The 19,569-nt window shown below is 58.1% G+C and carries 11 protein-coding genes; 7 read left to right on the forward strand and 4 right to left on the reverse strand.

Translation table 11 applies throughout. From position 1 onward, the window contains the following. Window positions 1-318 precede the first annotated feature (318 nt). The 6 genes from aceE (at window position 319) to ACZK4H_RS01920 (ending at window position 15,889) form a co-directional block, all read left to right on the forward strand. A complete protein-coding gene (aceE, locus tag ACZK4H_RS01895; protein WP_099551316.1) occupies window positions 319-3,006 on the forward strand; it encodes a pyruvate dehydrogenase (acetyl-transferring), homodimeric type in 2,688 nt (895 codons plus the stop codon). Window positions 3,007-3,263: 257 nt separating this feature from the next. Beyond that, complete coding sequence (locus ACZK4H_RS01900) at window positions 3,264-3,620, forward strand: very short patch repair endonuclease (protein ID WP_099551315.1); 357 nt, start codon at window positions 3,264-3,266, stop codon at window positions 3,618-3,620. 24 nt (window positions 3,621-3,644) lie between these two features. Beyond that, window positions 3,645-4,952, forward strand: a complete 1,308-nt coding sequence (locus tag ACZK4H_RS01905) for a DNA cytosine methyltransferase (RefSeq protein WP_099551314.1) — start codon at window positions 3,645-3,647, stop codon at window positions 4,950-4,952. Between the two features lie 98 nt (window positions 4,953-5,050). Continuing rightward, window positions 5,051-8,029, forward strand: a complete 2,979-nt coding sequence (locus tag ACZK4H_RS01910) for a hypothetical protein (RefSeq protein WP_099551313.1) — start codon at window positions 5,051-5,053, stop codon at window positions 8,027-8,029. 15 nt (window positions 8,030-8,044) lie between these two features. Beyond that, window positions 8,045-14,218: a DEAD/DEAH box helicase gene (locus ACZK4H_RS01915; RefSeq protein WP_099551312.1), complete on the forward strand. Its 6,174-nt coding sequence runs from the start codon at window positions 8,045-8,047 to the stop codon at window positions 14,216-14,218. A gap of 3 nt (window positions 14,219-14,221) precedes the next feature. Further along, complete coding sequence (locus tag ACZK4H_RS01920; RefSeq protein ID WP_099551311.1) at window positions 14,222-15,889, forward strand: nuclease-related domain-containing DEAD/DEAH box helicase; 1,668 nt, start codon at window positions 14,222-14,224, stop codon at window positions 15,887-15,889. Between the two features lie 49 nt (window positions 15,890-15,938). Here ACZK4H_RS01920 and ACZK4H_RS01925 read toward each other — a convergent pair whose 3' ends face one another. The 4 genes from ACZK4H_RS01925 to ACZK4H_RS01940 form a co-directional block, all read right to left on the reverse strand. After that, window positions 15,939-16,730 carry an HNH endonuclease gene (locus ACZK4H_RS01925; RefSeq protein ID WP_099551310.1) on the reverse strand — a complete coding sequence of 264 codons (792 nt, stop codon included), beginning with the start codon at window positions 16,728-16,730 and terminating at the stop codon, window positions 15,939-15,941. A gap of 398 nt (window positions 16,731-17,128) precedes the next feature. Beyond that, window positions 17,129-17,497, reverse strand: coding sequence for a hypothetical protein (locus tag ACZK4H_RS01930; protein WP_099551309.1), 369 nt, complete (start codon window positions 17,495-17,497; stop codon window positions 17,129-17,131). A gap of 453 nt (window positions 17,498-17,950) precedes the next feature. Continuing rightward, window positions 17,951-18,376, reverse strand: a complete 426-nt coding sequence (locus tag ACZK4H_RS01935) for a TonB family protein (protein ID WP_099551308.1) — start codon at window positions 18,374-18,376, stop codon at window positions 17,951-17,953. 91 nt (window positions 18,377-18,467) lie between these two features. Continuing rightward, a complete protein-coding gene (locus tag ACZK4H_RS01940) occupies window positions 18,468-18,677 on the reverse strand; it encodes a hypothetical protein (protein WP_197577855.1) in 210 nt (69 codons plus the stop codon). 134 nt (window positions 18,678-18,811) lie between these two features. On the opposite strand from ACZK4H_RS01940, the gene ACZK4H_RS01945 reads away from it, so the two are divergent. Further along, complete coding sequence (locus ACZK4H_RS01945; RefSeq protein WP_099551338.1) at window positions 18,812-19,474, forward strand: DUF6988 family protein; 663 nt, start codon at window positions 18,812-18,814, stop codon at window positions 19,472-19,474. The last annotated feature ends 95 nt before the right edge of the window (window positions 19,475-19,569 follow it).

A 19,569-nucleotide genomic window follows, 5' to 3' on the forward strand; every position in this document is an offset into this window, starting at 1 on the left:
GGTGCGACACGTTGTCGCCGGTTCAGTACCGCCGCCCGAACCGCCCCCATAGCGGTGCCGGAGTTGCCCTACAACCGTCATCGGCAGCGGTAACACTGCGTCCTGCACATGGGCGCAGCGGCCCGCAAGCGACAGCCCGCGCAGCCACCAAGGCCCGCCGCAGGGCCTTCAGCGGGCCCGGCAAGCCCCTTGCGGACACTGGCCGGTTGCATCCATACGCCTGCGTAGCCAAGTGACGAAAGCCCTTGGTGCGCTACACTTTGCGGTCTAGAAATCTATACAACAGTCGCGCGCGTGCGTGCGGTTATGGGAGCGCTAATGAACTGGTTGAACGAGGTGCTGAACAACGACCCGAATCCTGTGGAAACCCAGGAGTGGATCGAGTCGTTGAAGGCCGTTATTGATGTCGAGGGCTCCGAGCGCGCGCATCAGCTGCTGGAAGGCATGGTGGAACTGACCCGTCGTTCGGGCGCCTACCTGCCGTTCTCTCCCACCACCGAGTACGTCAACACCATCGAGCCGCAGCTCGAGGCCAAGAGCCCGGGCAATGCCGAGCTGGAATGGCGCATCCGTTCGATCATCCGCTGGAACGCGATGGCCACGGTGGTCCGCGCCAACCGCAAGCCGGGTGACCTGGGCGGCCACATCGCCTCGTTCGCCTCCGGCGCCACCCTGTACGACGTGGGCTTCAACCACTTCTGGCGCGCCCCGAGCGAAAACCACCCGGGCGACCTGCTGTTCATCCAGGGCCACAGCGCTCCGGGCATCTACGCGCGTTCCTTCCTGGAAGGCCGCATCAGCGAAGAGCAGCTGGACAAGTTCCGCATGGAAGTGGACGGCGGTGGCCTGTCCTCGTACCCGCACCCGTGGCTGATGCCGGAATACTGGCAGACCCCGACCGTGTCGATGGGCCTGGGCCCGCTGGCCGCCATCTACCAGGCGCAGTTCATGCGCTACCTGGAAAACCGTGGCCTGATCGAGAAGTCCGACCGCAAGGTGTGGTGCTTCATCGGCGACGGCGAGAGCGACGAGCCGGAAACCCTGGGTGCCATCGCCCTGGCCGGCCGTGAAGGCCTGGACAACCTGATCTTCGTGGTGAACTGCAACCTGCAGCGCCTGGACGGCCCGGTGCGCGGCAACGGCAAGATCATCCAGGAACTGGAAGGCGTGTTCCGTGGCGGCGGCTGGAACGTGATCAAGCTGCTGTGGGGCGGTTACTGGGATGCCCTGCTGGCCAAGGACAGCGACGGCGTCCTGAAGAAGCTGATGATGGAAACCGTCGACGGCGAATACCAGAACTGCAAGGCCTTCGGCGGCGCGTATACCCGCGAGCATTTCTTCGGCAAGTACCCGGAAACCGCTGCGATGGTCGCCGGCCTCAGCGACGACGACATCTGGCGCCTGAACCGTGGTGGCCACGACCCGCACAAGGTGTACGCCGCCTACCACCAGGCCGTGAACACCAAGGGCATGCCGACCGTCATCCTGGCCAAGACCGTGAAGGGTTACGGCATGGGCAGCGCCGGTGAAGCGCTGAACCCGACCCACCAGACCAAGAAGCTGGACGACGAAGCGGTGCGCCACTTCCGCGACCGCTTCAACATTCCGGTGACCGACGCGCAGCTGGCCGACGGCCAGGTGCCGTTCTACCACCCGGGCCCGGATTCGCCGGAAGTGCAGTACCTGCAGGAACGCCGTGCCGCGCTGGGCGGTTACCTGCCGCAGCGCCGCCGCAAGGCCGACAAGACCTTCGTGGCGCCGAAGCTGGAAGCCTACGAGCGCCTGCTGAAGAGCAGCGGCGAGCGCAGCTACTCCACCACCATGGCGTTCGTGCAGAGCCTGAACATCACCCTGCGCGACAAGGAACTGGGCCCGCACATCGTGCCGATCGTGGCCGACGAAGCGCGTACCTTCGGCATGGAAGGCCTGTTCCGTCAGATCGGCATCTACGCGCCGTTCGGCCAGAAGTACAAGCCGGTCGATGCCGACCAGCTGATGTTCTACCGCGAAGACCAGAGCGGCCAGGTGCTGCAGCAGGGCATCAGCGAGCCGGGCGCGATCAGCTCGTGGATGGCCGCCGGTACCAGCTACTCGGTCAGCAACGTGCCGATGCTGCCGTTCTACATCTACTACTCGATGTTCGGCTTCCAGCGCGTGGGCGACATCGCCTGGCAGGCCGCCGACATGCGTACCCGCGGCTTCCTGCTGGGTGGTACCGCCGGCCGCACCACGCTGAACGGTGAAGGCCTGCAGCACGAAGATGGCTTCAGCCATCTGGTGGCCGGTGGCATCCCGAACGTGCGCAGCTACGACCCGACCTTCGGCTTCGAAGTGACGGTGATCCTGCAGCACGGCACCAAGGCGATGATGGAAGATCAGATTGACGAGTATTACTACGTCACCCTGATGAACGAGAACTACACCCACCCGGAAATGCCGGAAGGCGCGGCCGAAGGCATCGTCAAGGGCATGTACCTGCTGACCGACGCCGGCAAGCCGAAGAAGGGCGAGCTGCGCGTGCAACTGCTGGGCTCGGGCACCATCCTGCGCGAAGCCATTGCCGCGGCCGAGCTGCTGGACAAGGACTTCGGCGTGACCGCCGATATCTGGAGCTGCCCGAGCTTCAACGAACTGCGTCGCGATGGTTTCGACGTGGAACGTGCCAACCGCCTGCATCCGGAAGGCGAGCAGCGCAAGGCCTACGTGACCGAGCTGCTGGAAGGCCGCCAGGGCCCGGCGATTGCCGCCACCGACTACGTGCGTGCGTATGCGGACCAGATCCGTGCGTTCGTGCCGATGTCGTACACCGTGCTGGGTACCGATGGTTTCGGCCGTTCGGATACGCGTGCGAACCTGCGTAGGTTCTTCGAGGTTGACCGGTACTACATCGCGCATGCCGCGATTGCGGCGCTGGCGAAGGAAGGGAAGATGACCGCGAAGGATGTGGCCCGGGCGATCAAGCAGTACAAGATTGATCCGGAGAAGGCTAATCCTGTTGGGGTTTGATTAGGTTTTGCATGCGAGGGCGGCCAAGTGGTCGCCCTCTCTCTATTGCAGGCCGTTATAGCCCGAGGGGTTCCACACGGAACTCAAATGCCTGTACTGTTTTCTGATGCGAGCCCCCCTATGTGATAGCAGAGTGTTCCACTGGGAGGTTCAGCTAAGGGGGGCGCTGAAGAGAACACAGTAATGTCTGACATCATTACGCCCGCACTGCGGAGCGAAAGAACGTTGCGCATCCGCAGCCGAGATGCGAGCCTGGGATGGTGGTCCGGCGTTTTCTACATGGGAAGGGATCCAGATTTCGCTTGCACGTTCGAGAACTGCCTGGCAGACCAAATCTGGCTCTGCCAAAATACGATTTGGTAGTTTTCGTGGAGGGTTGCTTTGGGTGCGGTCACTCGTGCCAGAAGAGGCGGATGCCTCACATAAATCCGGCCTTCTGGCAGTTCAAGGCGGACGTTAATAAGGATTGCGATGAGCGAATTCATTGCTCATTGAGGCGGTGGGGTTCGCGGGTCATCTGTATATGGGGGTGCCAGTCCACTAGAAATGGGACGCGGAATGTGGTCTTTGCTAGGCTGGTTCCGCGAATTATGGCTTGCGCGATTCGTGGCTAGGAATTGATACCCTGGGGGATTTGCTTGCGTAAGAACTTCTTGAGCGTCGTAGATTTGTTTGCGGGTTGCGGCGGCTTTGGCCTTGGGTTGGAACAGGCGGGCTTTACTCCGATATTCGTCAATGAAATAAACGTCGACGCGCGCGGCACGTATGTCTTCAACAGAAAAGATCGACATCCACACTTCGCTCGCGGGCTGGATGAAGAAAAATGGATAAATCCATTTTGTTCGACCGATGCGAGGAAGATGACGAAGAAGGGCTACCTTGAAAGACTCGAAAGTAGCTTCAAGTCCGAGTTCGGGATTTCCCACGGTGAGATTGACCTCGTAGTCGGAGGGCCGCCGTGTCAGGGCTTCTCAGGCATTGGACATCGGCGCTCGTATTCTGTAGCCAAAGAAGACTTGCCATCGAATCATCTGTTCAAAGATATGGCGCGTATCATCAGTCACCTCCGGCCACGAGCCTTCGTTTTTGAGAACGTCCGTGGCCTGTTGACTGGGCGTTGGACTTTTGATGGTGAAAATGGAGAGATTTGGAAGGATGTAAAGAAGGCGTTCGTCAATATAGGTGGATATAGGCTCGCTGCGGAGTTGGTTTACGCCAAGAACTATGGCGTTGCGCAAAATAGGCCTAGGATCATGCTCGTTGGAATTCGCGAGGACATAGCAGGGTCCGTTACGCGAAAGGATGAAATCGACTTGATCGATGGAACTGGCATATCAAGTGGCTTCCTGCCGGCCGGACGCCCTGGGTCGTGGCCGTCAATCGCTGAGCTATTGGGGGACCTCGTCGATCCAAACCATCAAGAAAGTGGCGGGAAGACGACCGAGTATCCCTCAAGAGTCATATGCGAAACGCAGCGAAAGTTTAGAACGTCTGCCGATGGTAAGAGTGTGGCCGGAAAAGGGGCGCCGGTAACCGAGCACGAATACAGCAAACACCACCCTAAGGTGGTCAAGAAGTTCAAAGCCATGATCGATGGCATGGATTTCGAGGCGACAAGGAAGTTCTCACAACGTGTGCTTCCGCGAGAGTGGGGAGCGACAGGTCCGTCGATCACGGCAACTTCGTTACCGGATGATTACGTGCATTACGAACAGCCCCGCACATTGACTGTTCGGGAATGGGCTCGCCTGCAAGGGTTTCCTGACTGGTACCAATTTAAGGGCAAGCGAACTACGGGCGGGCTTCGTCGCGCAGGTAATCCGATTGAAGGAATCCATTTTCGGGAACTGCCTAAGTACACGCAGATTGGGAACGCCGTTCCCGTGCCGATGGGGCGCGCAATCGGTGAACATCTAGCCAAGATTCTACGTGGAAATAGATCGTAGGTAGCCAAGTGGTGCGGATATGGATCCGCTTGTTTGGTTGTTTCGCCCAGAGATGCGAGGCGATGTTTCGCAATCTGGGGAGGGGGGATTGCTAAATCATGGATATAAATGCATTCGAAGCTTGGAACCTGCGGCTTTTGGAGTACTTCTTCTGGCCGGGGCAGATAGGCAAAGAAATCTTCATTAGTACGCCGCCTGACGTGCTGGATGAAATAGGTGATGGCTTGGGCGGCGATGTGGGATTCCTTGAGGCAGTCAAGGCAGGGCCGGATTGGAGGTGGAAGCATAAGCTGCCGACAATTGAGTCAAGATTGCGGGAGCTTGTGGAGCGACGCAAAAGGAGCGCGCCTCGAGCGTTGGGATACACGGACCCGGGCAAGCGCAATTGCGAGTTCATGCCAGGTGGGGCGATTGAAAAATCCGCCCCAACCTATCTGCCGTATCTTGCAGCACTAGCAAGAGGTGCTGCTGTCGCCGACGTAGCTGGCTACTACGCGTGTTTGCGCAAAGACCTAGGGTTGCCTCCGAACTGGGGCTCTAGCCAGATGAGCCGCACCGAAGTTGCTTGGGCAGACCTGGAGAAGTGGACAAAAGACACCGGCGAACGTTACGGAAAGTTCACTTTCCGTAGTTTAGGAGCGCACCAGTTCGTTGGTCTGGCCAAGTCCCAGATCATGATTGCCGCACGTGACATTCTGGTGTTGCACGAAATGTTCGAACGACTTGGGCTGGAGGTTGGGCGGGGGAAAGCTGTTACCAGACTCGGGGATGTTCTTGAAGAGGTTCGCGCAGATGGCTCGGGTGTATCGAGGGGGCTGCGCCAGGCGGCATCTGATCCTGACTACAAGGACGTACTCGAGGCGCGGCTGGTTGATGTCCATGGTGAGTGGAAAGGGCCCGAGATTAGTCCCGACGAAGCAAGGAGAAGTCGGGCAGGCAGGCGCACTGAGAAGAGGAGTGGAGTGAGATTTGGGCTCACGCTCGGCCCCGGTGAGTCACTTCCATGGCGGGTCATTATCGGTATTGAAGACGAGGCAATCGATCTTGCCGAGGTTGAAGACTCCCAGTCATTGGGAGAGCCGGGCGACAACGCCACACCGACGGGCTTGTCGATGCGGCGTCACCGGCTAGGTGGATGGGCCTTGCCGCTTTCCGTCGAAGAGTCGAAATCCTTCCTAATGCAGGATTCGTGGACTCTGAAGACTCTGCGCGGATCGTTTTCTGTCGAGCGGGCCGGGAAAGCCAGAGTACTCACGGAGAACGGCGACGAGAACTACGAGTTGTGGGATAGCGGATGGCCCGAGTATGGCGCGGCGGTTGTTTTGTTTCCGGACCCGAGCGATGAGGCGCATGCACTGTTCATTTCTACTTGCCCCGACGCTAGTCGGTACAAGCCTGACGAGATGGAAGGTTTGCCATCTCGCTGGGCGATGTATTACGTGGAAGCTTGCGAGCGCCTTACGGAAGAGCAGCGCGCGATCGTGGAGCCTAGTGAGAGGCGAGTCAGGTTGCTGGTGCTGCAGGGTGGGAGCAGGGGCGAGGGGGGATACTTGCACTACGACCTACCCAATGTTGTCTATAGAGGGCCACCTGAGTGGCGGGTTGGAGTTGTAGGGCGTGACGATCTTGAGTTGGAGCAAGATTCCTACACACCCCTAACAAGAGCCGGGCCGTCAGGACGTCGCGGGAATGCTGTCGTTACCAGATGCTACGGACTTCCGCCTGCGTTTGAGAGAGGCGGGGAATTCAGGTTTTTCGTACTGGATGAAACAGGCAAGGAGAGAGGCAGCTGCTCGTTGGGTGTCCGCAGTCAAGCTGCTGCATCTACAGCGGAGAGTGGCGAAATTTGCATGGATCGATTCGGAAGGATCGTGAAGGGAGTAGAGGGACTGCGTGGTGGGCTACCAGAACATCTCGTACGCGTGCACGAGAGGGGGCGAGGTAACGAAGTAATGGCGAGTTCAAGGTCGCGTCTGGATGTAGGGAAGCCGGTGACCTTTGAAGAAGTTAGGAACAACCCAGCTGTGCGGTTCCTGGATTCACTCGCCAGCACGGGCGGCTATTCATACGGGCGTGCCAAGTCAAAGCTCAACAGGCTTTTAGCAAGGGCGGGGAGCAGCCAGGCACCGTGGAAGGTGCTTCTCGATCTTTGGGGACGTGGCTATGTTGAACTTGAACGTGGCAAGGACGGCGGCATCGAGTATGTACATTCCGTGCCCGCAAGAGCCTACCTAATACCACTGAAGGTCGATGGATGGGATGTCCTGGGACTACTTGGTACGTTGAACCTAAGCCAATGGGGGGGGCTCTGCGAGGAATCTCTGGCTTGGGAAATTCTCAAGAACGATTTCGGCCTGAGTGAAGAGGGCACACTCCCGGTCTTAAGGCTGAGGAGCAAGATGGCGGCGACCTTGCTAAAGCAACGGCTGGATCCGATCGGCCTGGGGGTGTTGCCAATGCAAGGCTTAGCCATTGCTGATTGGGCTGCCACGGAACGCGACGTCCGCTCCGCGATGCTGGCTGAGACCAAGGAGCTCCGTGAATCTATCCAATTCATGGGGCTCAGGCGGTTCGATCCACTTGCCATTCGCTACATAGATATCAAGTCCGGGCATCCTTCACCTTCTGAGGGCCGAGAGGAGGCTGTTCTTTACAAGTTCGAGGATGCGCGGCGCAAGGGATGGCACAGAAGTATGTTTGTCTCGCGGCAAGGGGCGTCATTCGCACTTGACGAACAATGGTCGAAATGGATCGCGTTGGGTTATGTCGCGCGAGGCTTTGGTCGCGCCCCTATCTTCCATGATCAAGAAAAGAGGTGCTTGTATGTGCCAGCCAAGTTGCGACTTCCCATCGTGATCGATCGCGCGCTTCTGCTGTGCAGTGGCTCCCCTCCCGTCGAATATCGCCTAGATGCCTGGGAAGACGGAAAGGACATCAAGTTCGGAATAAAGCACGCTGACACGGTGCTCTTTCAGTTTGACGAACGCCTTTGTCAGGGCGTTGGAGATGGAGTCTGGTTGTGTTATGACAACGTGCCGACTGCCGTCATGAAGGCAATTTATTCGAAAGGCAAATAAGACAAGGACAATGCAATGGACAATCCAGTCAAGGCATACGAGAGAATCAAGGAAGGCATTCGCCTTTATATCCAGAGCGCGTTCAAGACCAATTCTCGAAGCTTCGAGGCGGATCGCGAGAAACTGCTTAAGAAGAGTGGCGTCCTGTTTCAGGACGCCTATTTAGAACCCGTCCCCGCATATGCCTCCGGAAAGAGTCTGAAGGATCTTGAGGCTGGAGATCTTCCGGGCATGGACGAAGCAGGTGTCGATGCATTCAAGCGTATCGTCGGTGCCGGGCTCTTCGACAGTAATTTTCCATTGTACAAACACCAGCAGCGCATGCTCATGGAATCCATGAAGGGAAAGCACTGCGTGGTGGTGACGGGTACTGGCTCGGGTAAGACCGAATCCTTCCTGTTGCCAGTGCTGGGCACGATCATTCGGGAGGGGATCGACATTTGGGCTGATTGTAAATCATTTGCCAGTCCATGGCCGGAAAGAAGTCTGCGGCATCAGGTACAAAGAAATTGCCTGCGCCGCGAGTCCCGCGCAGCTGCCGTGCGAGCACTTGTGCTGTACCCAATGAACGCATTGGTAGAGGATCAAGTGTCCAGGTTGCGAAAAGCTCTGGACTCTTCACCGGTCCGCGCGGCATTGGACGAGGTTTTGGGAGGCAACCGGATACGTTTTGGTCGATATAACGGAAATACACCGGTTTCCGGTCATCCAATCGACACAAGCGGAAAGAGGAATAGAAGCAAGATCGACGAGTGCAACGGCGCCATAGACAAGGCGATTGAGGAAAGCGAGGCGATCGATGTCTTGGTCGCCCGAAGGAAGGCCGAATATGAATCGTTGGCCGAGAAGCTGGGTGCACTCCCCGTTGGTCATCAAGACAGGCCTGCTGAGGATGAGGTGAAGGAGGCCAAGTCCAAATACGAGAAGGCACTCCAAGCTCGCTTATTTGTGCCGAACCTCTCGATCGATTCCGGGGAGATGTTCCACCGCTGGGAGATGCAGCAGAACCCTCCGGATATCCTTGTCACAAACACCAGCATGCTTTCCATCATGCTGATGCGCCATAAGCATCCGGAGTATGCCAACGATACGGCCGACGCAGATATTTTCGATAAGACCAAAGCCTGGCTCGCCGCGGACGAGCGACACGTATTCCAACTCGTCGTCGACGAACTCCATTTGTATCGTGAATCCGCGGGCACGGAGGTGGCGTATTTAGTTAGGTTGCTATTGGGTAGGCTGGGGCTGTCGCCCGGCCATAAGCAACTGCGCATTCTTGCGTCTAGTGCATCACTTGAAGGCGAGGAGGCTTACGATTTTCTCGGGCAGTTCTTCGGTATTGGTCGCGGCAATGACGCTAAAGCAGCCTTTCACATCGAAAAGGGGGAGGCCAAGTTTGATCCTGGTAGCTCGGCTGATCTTGGTGACGAAGTCGCACGGGAATTGATTGGCCTTGTATCCGCATACGACGCTGGGCAATGGAAGGAACCAGCGCTTGCTGCCAGTGCATTGCTTAAAGATTGGGAATGGCAAGAGCGATTGCTTGCCCCGTTTTCTCACGGCAACAGGCTGATAGCGACTTCGTTGGTCAACGTGGCGGGATTCTGGTTTCCGCGCTTGGGGGAGGAGGACAGATCGAAGGCCGCTGAGGGTCTTTTCCTGATGCTGGCCGAGGTTTCGCAGAAGAACACTTTCAAAAGCGCCTTGCCGCGCTTCCGGTTCCATTGGATGGCGCGCAACATCGACGGGCTGTGGGCAACGATCAGGCCAGTAGGCACCCCGGAGGACCCGCGTCGGTTAGTCGGCACGCTTTCCCCGGAGCCAAGCCTGAACGCCGGCAGCCAAGGAATGGGCCGGGTACTAGAGGTCCTGTACTGCGAGTGCTGCGGAACCCAGCTGCTTTGCGGAAACAAGACCGAATTCCGGGAGACAACGAAAGGCCCGGCGAGGAAAACCAGGACGCGATTCGAGCTAACGGCGTTGCCCTCGGACATTGATGACCTACCGGAACGCTCTACTGATGGGCGTACCGATGCCAAAGCGTATGACTCCCTAGGAGTTGTATGGATGGGCAAGGATGGCTCAGGTATCGATGGGGCTTGGGATCAAGTCGGCTTCGAAAGAGGCTCCGGGATCAAGCGGAAGGCGGAATGGAGGATGGCTAGAATCCAGCAGGATTCTGGCGTCGTCACTCTGGATGGAGGCGAGGCAGAAGGGTTGCCTTGCTATTGGCTTGACATGAAGGCTGGGGATCACGATCTCATTCCTGCCATGCCGCAGCGATGTCCAAATTGCGGCATCGACTATTCCGAGAAACGTGGCGGACGCTTGGCTCCGATTCGTGCGTTCGCGACTGGCTTGTCGAAGGTCTCGCACATGTTGGCGACTTCGCTGGTTGGCCAGCTTCCGGCAGGGGATAGGCGGAAGCTAGTGGCATTTTCGGATAGCCGTGAATCAGCAGCGAAGTTGGCCTTGGACGTAGAGACAGAGCATTGGGGCCACTTGCTCCGCAGCATGTTGCACTCCGAGTTGAGGCAAAAATCATCCTTGAGCTTGGATCTTCTAAAAAAGAAATTCTGGGATTTGATTGACGAGGGCCATGCTGAAAGGGCTGACGAAATCCTCGCGGAACTGGAAGTTCCGCAGGATGTTCGAAGCTCGCTTGACAACTTCATTGCGATTGCTGGGCGGAAGAAGAGTCGGGGCATTGACCCCGCATTCCAGTTGGAGTTAAACGGTTTGGCAAGTGCGAAGCCGGGTTGGGTACCTCTCGATTTCTTGTTCGCGCAGCCAAATCGCGATGAGATATTGCCTGTTCTGTGGAAAGTCTTCGCGGGACTTGGGACAAATCCAGGAGGCGCCTCATATCACGATCGCATCGTTGGGGACAGGAACAAGCCGCGTGATTGGACGACTGTCTTTGATATGGCCGGTAATGTACGCCGTATCGGAGGATCGCAAACCCAGGAGGAAGAGGCGAAGGAGTTGAATCGCCGACTCAAGAAGCGGGCTTGGGGTGCATTGTCAGGTCGCTTGCTTTACGACTTGGAAGCGCGTGGCATTGGCCATTTGGGCCTGAGGCCTGACGTTGGAAGCAAGGCACCTTCCGGGATGAAGGCCGAGACCTTCGCTCAGGCGTGTCATTCCGTACTTCGTATTCTGACTGAGCAGTACAAAATCGACCCCAACCCTTGGGGTAACCAGCCTGACGAGGAGTGGAAAGAAGACTCTCCGAATGACAAGTCTTGGGGTGCGGCGAAGAAGCGGGTTCGCGCCTATCTTGAAGCTGTCTCCAGGAAGTCTGGGGCTGGATTCGAGACCATCCGGGGCGCGGTACGTGCGGCACTCCAGAGTACCGGTCATCAGTGGGGCGTCGTCAACTTGATGTCGACGTACGTTAAGGTTGTCGGCGGTGATGATGGTAGTTGGCAGTGCGAGCGCTGCATGCAGATCCATTGGCACGCGTCTGCCGGCATTTGCTCCCGCTGTTGCCATGACCTGGCAGCGGAGGCGAAAGGACCAATCAGCAACGAAGTTCGGTCGGGCCACTACTACGGTGGCGAGGGTGAGCTTTTCCGTCTACACGCGGAAGAGTTGACTGGTCAAACACAAGACCAGGCCCAGCGCCAGCGGCATTTCCGTGGCATCTTTCTTGATTGCGAAAAGGTCCGCGATATTGGCGAGCGCGATGTCATGCCACTGGTGGATGAGATCGACTTCTTGTCGGTGACTACGACAATGGAAGTCGGCGTGGATATCGGCTCTCTACAAGCAGTGCTGCAAGCGAATATGCCTCCAGAGCGTTTCAATTACCAGCAGCGTGCTGGTCGCGCTGGTCGTGCAGGTCAGCCCTTTGCCGTGGTGCTGACCTATTCTCGTGGACAGACGCACGATCGCCTGCATTTCGATCATCCAGGGGAGATGACGGGGGGCGTGCCGCCGCAGCCCGGTCTAGCGATGACCAAGGGACAGCAGGTTCTAGCTGACCGCCTGATGGCCAAGGAACTGTTGCGGCAATTTTTCCTCGACGAGGATAGGGCCGCTTGGGTAGATACGGCTGAAGACCCGGATACGCATGGCGAGATGGGCATGGTTCCCGATGATCCGTCTGCTTTGGTGCAAGAGATCGCGGTCTGGATGAGCAAGGAGATGGAGCGAATCCAGAGCATTGCGAGCGTATTGAGCGCCGCAAGCGATATCAGCTCGGAAGACTTGTCAAGGCGCGTACTGGATTTGCCAGATAGGATTGGCAAGGCATGCAAGGATCCGGTCTTCACGGCAACAACTTTGGCGGCACGCCTGGCCGAGGCAGGCATCCTTCCCATGTTTGGTATGCCAACAACCGTCAAGCCCTTGTATTTTGATCTGGACCGGGCCAGCGAGAAGGCCATGGCCTTGGATAGGCAGGCTGATCAAGCCGTGGCTGATTTTGCTCCGGGCTCCGAGCGCACTTGGGACAAAAGGACCCTGCGGCCACTGGCGCTTGTTGGAGATATTCAGAAACGAGGCAGGGATTGGAAGACTGTCAATCAGGCCATACTCGGCGTATATGAGTACGTTCATTGCGAGAAGTGCAAGGTTTTGTTCGTTGAGCGCATCCGGGATGATCTGCAAGGAAACCTAAATCCTGGCCAAGTTGATTGTCAAAACTCCGCATGTGGTGGAGTTGCGTGGCGATATGCCGCCGTGGTGCCAAGGGCGTATGCCACCGACCTGAAATTCCATGAGCCAAGGAAAGGAGATTTCTCCGGTCGATCTGGCAGAACCACGATAGCGTCACCTGCGCTCTCAGATCCCAAGACAGAGAAAGTTGCTGGAGCGTACATTTCGTTCGGGTCACAGCAGCAAGTCATGCGCATCAACACGAACGGGAAGAGCAAGGCGAGCGGGAATCGACTTTTTTCCTTTGAGTTGGCTAGAGGTATCCCGTCATCCAGAGGCGAGTGGTTGAATCGAGCTGATGATGTGGAATCCATCCTCAAGCTTGATGAGTCTGGGAGTTCTGGTGGGTACAGGGTGGCCTTGTCATCGCCGAAGATCACGGACATCTTGGCGATTAGCTCGAAAGCACGTGATGGCATCGAGTTCTTTAATTGGAATTTGGACATGCCTCATGCTTCGACACGCCATCGCGCGGCTTGGTACTCCGCTGCGACGATTCTGCAGCGGGCTATTGCCCTGAAGCTTGACGTGGATTCCATGGACATCGAGATCGCGTCTATTCATGGTTTGCAGCCAGGCGATGGCGAGCTATATCTTGCCGATGCCCATGCCAATGGTGCTGGCATCGTTGCTTGGGCTAGAGAACACTGGATGGAATTGCTGGATGATTGCTTGGGCGAGGCTGGTGAATTCGGTCGCCGAGTCGTAGAGGAGAGGAAGGCGAATGAGTCTGGTGACAGTTGGCGATCACCGGACCGATTACTGAAGGGCTTCCGCAATCGGCACATACACGGATTGTTGGATTGCGAGCTTGGTCTGGATTTGCTCCGCTGCTTGAAGAACGAAAATCATGCTCCTGGCATGGAATCTGCATTTATGACGCAAGCTTTGGCATTGGCGCGTAGCTATTGCAGCGCGTTCCCGGATGCGCGACTTGAAGAAGAGGGCAAGATTGCAGGATGGACTACGGGTGACATGTTCGTTGGCATCATACATCCGCTGTGGGCGAGCCTCCCAGGGCGGCTGAATGGCGTGGCCGAACTCATCGCTGCGGCCGGTGTTAAGGGAAGCAAGCAGGTTTGCCTGGTGGACACCTTCAACCTGTCGAGGCGCATGGCATGGGTGCGCTCGCAGCTTTTGGGCGAGAGGCCCCCGTTTCTGGTCGATACGGCATTTGGCTTGACTGATGCATCTTCAACGACGGCGAGGGTGGCCAAGCCTGCCGTGCCCACGCAGGCGCGCAGGACTTTCGAAGAAATCATGGCCTTGGCACCCGGCGATGCTTTTCAATGGGGAGGCATGTCGTGGGAGAAAACAGGTCCGCAGGACGTCAATTCAGTTAGCGGTGAAACCGGTACTTGGTTGGCTACCCAGGAAGGTTATGGTGGCGTCTATCGCCTGCAGGTGACGGTTGCCGGCTCGAACCGCCGGATCAAGCGCATTGGCGTGGATGACGGACATTTGAAGTTGGTCGAAGCGGCTGTCCATGGCATTGCCGTCGTCGCTAGAAAGAAAGATGGGAGCTAACGAGTGGCAAAGGTATTTGGCAAGTTGCCCTTGAATTTCGCCGAGAAGGAAGTCGTAGTCGCCTTAAAGGGGCAGGCTCCGGCAGATTGGTTGGTTATACCCGGTGTTCGGTGGGCCAAACGCAGGGGAAATGGCCCAGTCATGGACGGGGAGGCTGACGTCGTCGTTCTGGTACCTAACCTCGGCATGCTAGTTGTTGAGGTGAAAGGATCGCGCGAGATAAGGGTGACCGAGTCGGGTTGGCAACGCCTTGAAGCTGGGCGATGGCTGGACCTTGGGCGTTCGCCGGTGGAGCAAGCAACTTCGAATGCACATGAGCTCAAGCGCCTACTTTGTGATGCCAATGGATGGAAGGACTCATTCCCTGGCTTGTTTGGTTGGCTAGTGATTTATCCCAATGGCCACGCCAACGTCGTGCCGGGTTTGGTTGACGCCACTACGCTAGCCACGAGGCAAGACATGGGGCGGCTTCAGGCTAAGGTTAAGAGTGCCTTGCTTGCCAAGGGAAGCGAGTGCATTGGCGAGAACTTCACCGTAGGCGTACAAGAAATCGCGGCTAAGGTGCTGACCAGCTCGGAGTTCCGTATAGTGCCCGCCGATGGCGCCAAGGAGGTAAGCGAAGACAAGGATGCCATCGAGCGCTTGACCCACCAGCAGTTCAGCGCCCTGAAGGGACTATTTGAGTTGCCTTCCGTCGCCGTGGTTGGACCCGCGGGATCCGGGAAGACCATTCTGGCCATGTGGCACCTGCAGTCGGTAATCGATGCTGGCGGGAGAGGGTTTTACGCCTGTTACAACAAAAACCTAGCCGAATCATTGCGGCTGAAGAATCCAGGCCTCAAGGAGCATATCCAGAGTGTCGATAGCTTTTTCGGCAAGACCTGCCCAGGTGTTGCTAGAGGGAGTGGGTCTCTAAGCGAGTTCTTCCGCACGATACTTCCGAATGCAGTATTCGATCAGGTTTCGGCATGGGACGACGATGAAAAATTCGATGTCGTGATTGTGGACGAGGCGCAGGATCTCAGTGAGGATCAGCTTATTGCCCTTCAGGCCTTCAAGAAGAATAAGGGAGGGTGGGCGGCATTTATGGATAAACAGCAGGATTTGTACAAGCGGAATGCGGAAGAGCATGTTGATGCCGATGTCTTGTACAGGCTGTCGCACAATTGCCGGAATACCGTGGCCATCAACAAGGCCACGAATGCCTGCGTCGGAAGTGAAGTTGCATCGATGCCCGGCATGCCGAACGGAGTCGCGGTTGTCGTGGAGAAGATCGGAAAGCAACAAATGGCCAATCGCGCTTTCCGGTTCGCAAAGGAGTGGAAGGAGAGTTCCAATAACAGCGTTGCTATCCTTAGCCCAAGAGTGATGGCAGATTCGGCGATGTCTGGTAGTTGGATCGGCCACGGTATCGGCTTGACTGAGGACATAGGGGAGCTTCAGCACCCCCATAAAGTACTTTTCTCCACGGTCAAGGGGTTCAAGGGAATTGAGGCCGACTGCGTGGTTGTCATGGACGCTATTTCGCCGGAAGTAGGTGAAATATACTTCACATTAGAAGATCTTTATGTTGCGTGTACGAGGGCAAGAACACGTCTGGTGATACTTGTGTCCGATGAACAGTCATTCGCGTACTTCGAACAGAAGCTGGGGAAGGCTCGGTTAAGCTGAGGCGCACATGGTGCAGTTCTTGCCTCTCAAGCCACTGAGGGTACTGCCCCTAAACCCACGAGCACTGCGAATGATGCCAAGCCAGACAGTCCGGGTTGGCGGTCTGGCCTACCGACGCCGGGATAGCTAGCGCTTTGCCCTCAAGCTCGCCATAGCTCGACCGTCGTAACTCGGGGGCCAGACACATCCGGAGTGAGGCCGGATCTACCGAAATGAGATATAGATCAAACAGCGTGTGGACGTCAGCGCGCAGTAATAGCCCGTTGCTCACCATGTTACTAGATTGGCCAGAATAGGGTCGAATATGGGCCGCCTCGAGTGCATCCGCCACATCACAACCTGTCATTGCGCAGCGACTGCCGTACGCGGCCAGCAAAGACTTGCGGAACGATGGCTGACCACGTCGCTGTATGATTGCCGCGAGCACCCGGCGCCGTTCGTCGGCCTCATCCGCTGTAGCGAATTCGCCTGCACCTTCGACATCCCTGGCCGTCCTTTGCAACAGATCTTTCGTGGGGCCGGCCACGGCTGTAGTCCCATCACCAGAAATCGCAAGCAGCTTCGCCAGCTGCAGCTCAACCTTTGTCCCAACGTTCGCAGCGGGACGAAGACCCGGCAACCAGGGCTCACCAGCTTGATCCAGTACATGGGAGATGTTCTGCATCCGGTACTCCCACGCCTTGACTGAGCGCCCAAATCGGGTAGCCAATTCTCGATAGACCTTGGCCTTACCAATGTCTGATCCGCTGGCAAGACGCTCTTCCATGCCGCGATAGGCCTCAACAGCGGCGGCCAGCTCGTCCTCGGTCCATCCAATCACAGCGTCCCCCTGACCGTTCATGATGTCTCGGGGAAAGTGTGCCGTAAACGACGTGCGGAGTCATTAACGGCCTGGCTCGTGGATGTGTTGTACCGTCAGCGCCTCCTGCAGGACGTCATGAAATGGGGCGGTTTATATGTTCAGGAACGCCGCCCAAGGGCTTCTTGTCAGGAAGACCTAGGCCGGACAAGTGGCAGACCGCAGTAAGCTAGACGGAACGCGCGCACATCTGCGAACTCAGTGCTGGGGACCTCCCTGTAAATTCGAAGATCGAGCGCCGTACTTGGCGCGCGGGGATGTACAGGCATTGTGGGCATTCACGCTAGAACGGGGGGCGATGACGAACGGAGAAGTGCTGTTAGCCGCGATGCTCCATCAACAGCGCTCCTAATTGCGATTGGTGCTGCGAACCGCCAGCGCTACTCCCGCACGTGCAACCGCTCAGTCACCTGCGCAGTCAACGCCACACAAGCCATCTTCAACCCTTCCATCACCCGATCCCCCACGTACTCCTCGGGCGCACCATTCTGCCGAGTCCGCTCCGCCGCCAGCATCAGCTCCGCCACCAGGCGCAATCCGGCCAACGCGCAATCCGCATCCGCCAGCTGAAGGCAACGCCCAGGCAGTTGATGCCGCTCCGGCCAAGGCTGGCCATCCGCAGCCGCACCGGTTCCGATGCGGTGCAGCGTGGCGACGAAGGCGTTGGGATCGACAGGCGGTTCGCGCTCGGGTTCGGCGTTGTCCGGATCGTACTGCGCGTGCAGGGAACGGAAGTCCGATGTGTTCATGGCAATGCTCCGTACAGGACAGACAGCAGCGCCACCAGTAAAGGCGGCGGACGATGCGTGGCTCGAAAACCGATCAGAGTCAGTCGGCGGACCCGAAGGCCCCCACGCACCGCCCGCCATGGAACGCGAACGGATTGCCAGCCGGCGCCACACAGAGGTGACGCCGGCTGACAAGCGTAAACACTTGACTCTGAAAAACGGGTTTTCGACGCCCGCGCCACCCTTTTCCGGTGGCACGCCAAGAGATACCCGCGCAGCAGCCAAATGCCAAGAAACTGCAGAACCGGCGACTGCCAGCCCTGACGCTTTCGGCATTGTCGCACACGGTGTTAAGCCGGCAAGCGATTGCGCCGCAATGGTCTTGAAGCGCTTGGCGTTTTTGACCTCAAGCACAGAAATGCCCGCAGCCAAGGCCGCGGTGTAGAGCCAGTTACGACAGACTGAGCCAGCGGCTCAGCCAGGAGGCGCCTCTGCCGAAGGCGCGAAGGTCAGACGTACCCGAACCCGCGCATGCAGCGCGACGCCCTCAACCACGACCGGATCAAAGCGCCACTGGCGCACTGAGGTAAGGGCCGCACGATCCATCTCCCGCAGTCCGCTGGACCGCGCCACCATCACGTTGGAAACGTGGCCCAGCTCATCCAGCTGAGCAACCAGCAGCACCTGCATGGGAGCCTGCAGGAAGGTATCGGGCGGCGTGGCAGGGGCCGTTGAATACTCAATGGCAGGCGCCTGCTGCAGCTCGAAGGTGGGGTTGTCACCGCGCTCCACGAACACTTCAGTGGAAACCTGCGGGTCTGCCGCCATGGCCATGGCGGGTGTAGCGCCCAGCAGCATCAGAGCGAGGTTCAGTGCCAGGGCGGTGTTGAAGCGGGGCATACGTGGTTTCCATTCCCGTGCGCTGCCAGCATAGCGGCCATCCTCTGGCATCGCTTGCCTTGAATGCCGCCGTGCCGGACGGCTGCGCGGTTCACACAGACACGCCCGGCCGAGGCCACAGCGCATCGTCGCGCTCCAGGTCGTAGTCGCTGCCGAACGCCAGTGCAGCCTCACGTGGCGGGAGGTCTGCGTAGCAGCCCAGCAAGTACTCATCCATGCCGGCATCGCTATGGTCGATGGCGAACATGTGGAGGAGCTCCTTGTCGAAGGCTTCCAGCCATGTGGGGTCGATCTTGGTCATGGGCATCCTCCAGTGGGGGGGAGGGGAGGATGGTCTGGAGCTGTCTCACAGCGTGGGATCAGTTCCGCATGGACTCTGGCGGACAGCTCCCTCCGCTGGATATGCTCCACCCGCCGATACCAGGAGTCATCGTCATGGAAGACCTGCTCAATCGATCCGCGCTGCTTCGCCAGGCGATCCTCTCTACGGTGGATCATCCGCTGGCGGATGACTCGCCCAGATTGTTGGCGTCACTGGACGCAGCATTGCTGAGCCTTGAACACGCAGAGGCCCTTCGCACGCTGCTGCAGGCCCGCATGGCGTCCTCAGCAATGGCATTGATGCGCTGCCAGTACGAGGCCTTCACGCGGTCCGTCTGGATCCTGCACTGCGCAGCCGACGAGCAGGTTGAACTGCTGTCCCTGCCACCGGAAGCTGGAATGAGCGAAAAGGGGCTGCCGATGCTGTCGAAGATGCTGGAGGCATTTGCGGAAGTATCGGAGCTTGGCAATCTGCTCCCGCACCTTGTTGAGCTGAAGGTGCATGCATGGTCTCCGTTGAACTCATTCGTACACGCAGGGGTGCACGCAATGAGCCGGAGTCGCGATGGCTTCCCCGCGCCATTGGCGGTCAACGTCATCCGGATGAGCAACAACCTATCGATGATGGCGGGGCAGCGCCTCGCCATCCTTACCGATGTCCCGGATCTGCAGAAGGAAGTGCTGCGGCTCGATGAAACCTTTGCCGAGTGTCTTCTCTTCGATGAAGAAAAGCGCCGGGCCATCGAGGGGAGGGCACCGGTGGAACAGTCGAGCTAGCTGAGGCCAGTAGCCTACATCGACGGCGCTGAAACCCGCTGCTGTTGCTCCTGCGTGGCTGCATGTCTGCCTGCTCGCGCGCCTGGCGGTGGCCG

This window comes from Stenotrophomonas sp. 78350_Sma, assembly GCF_056482105.1.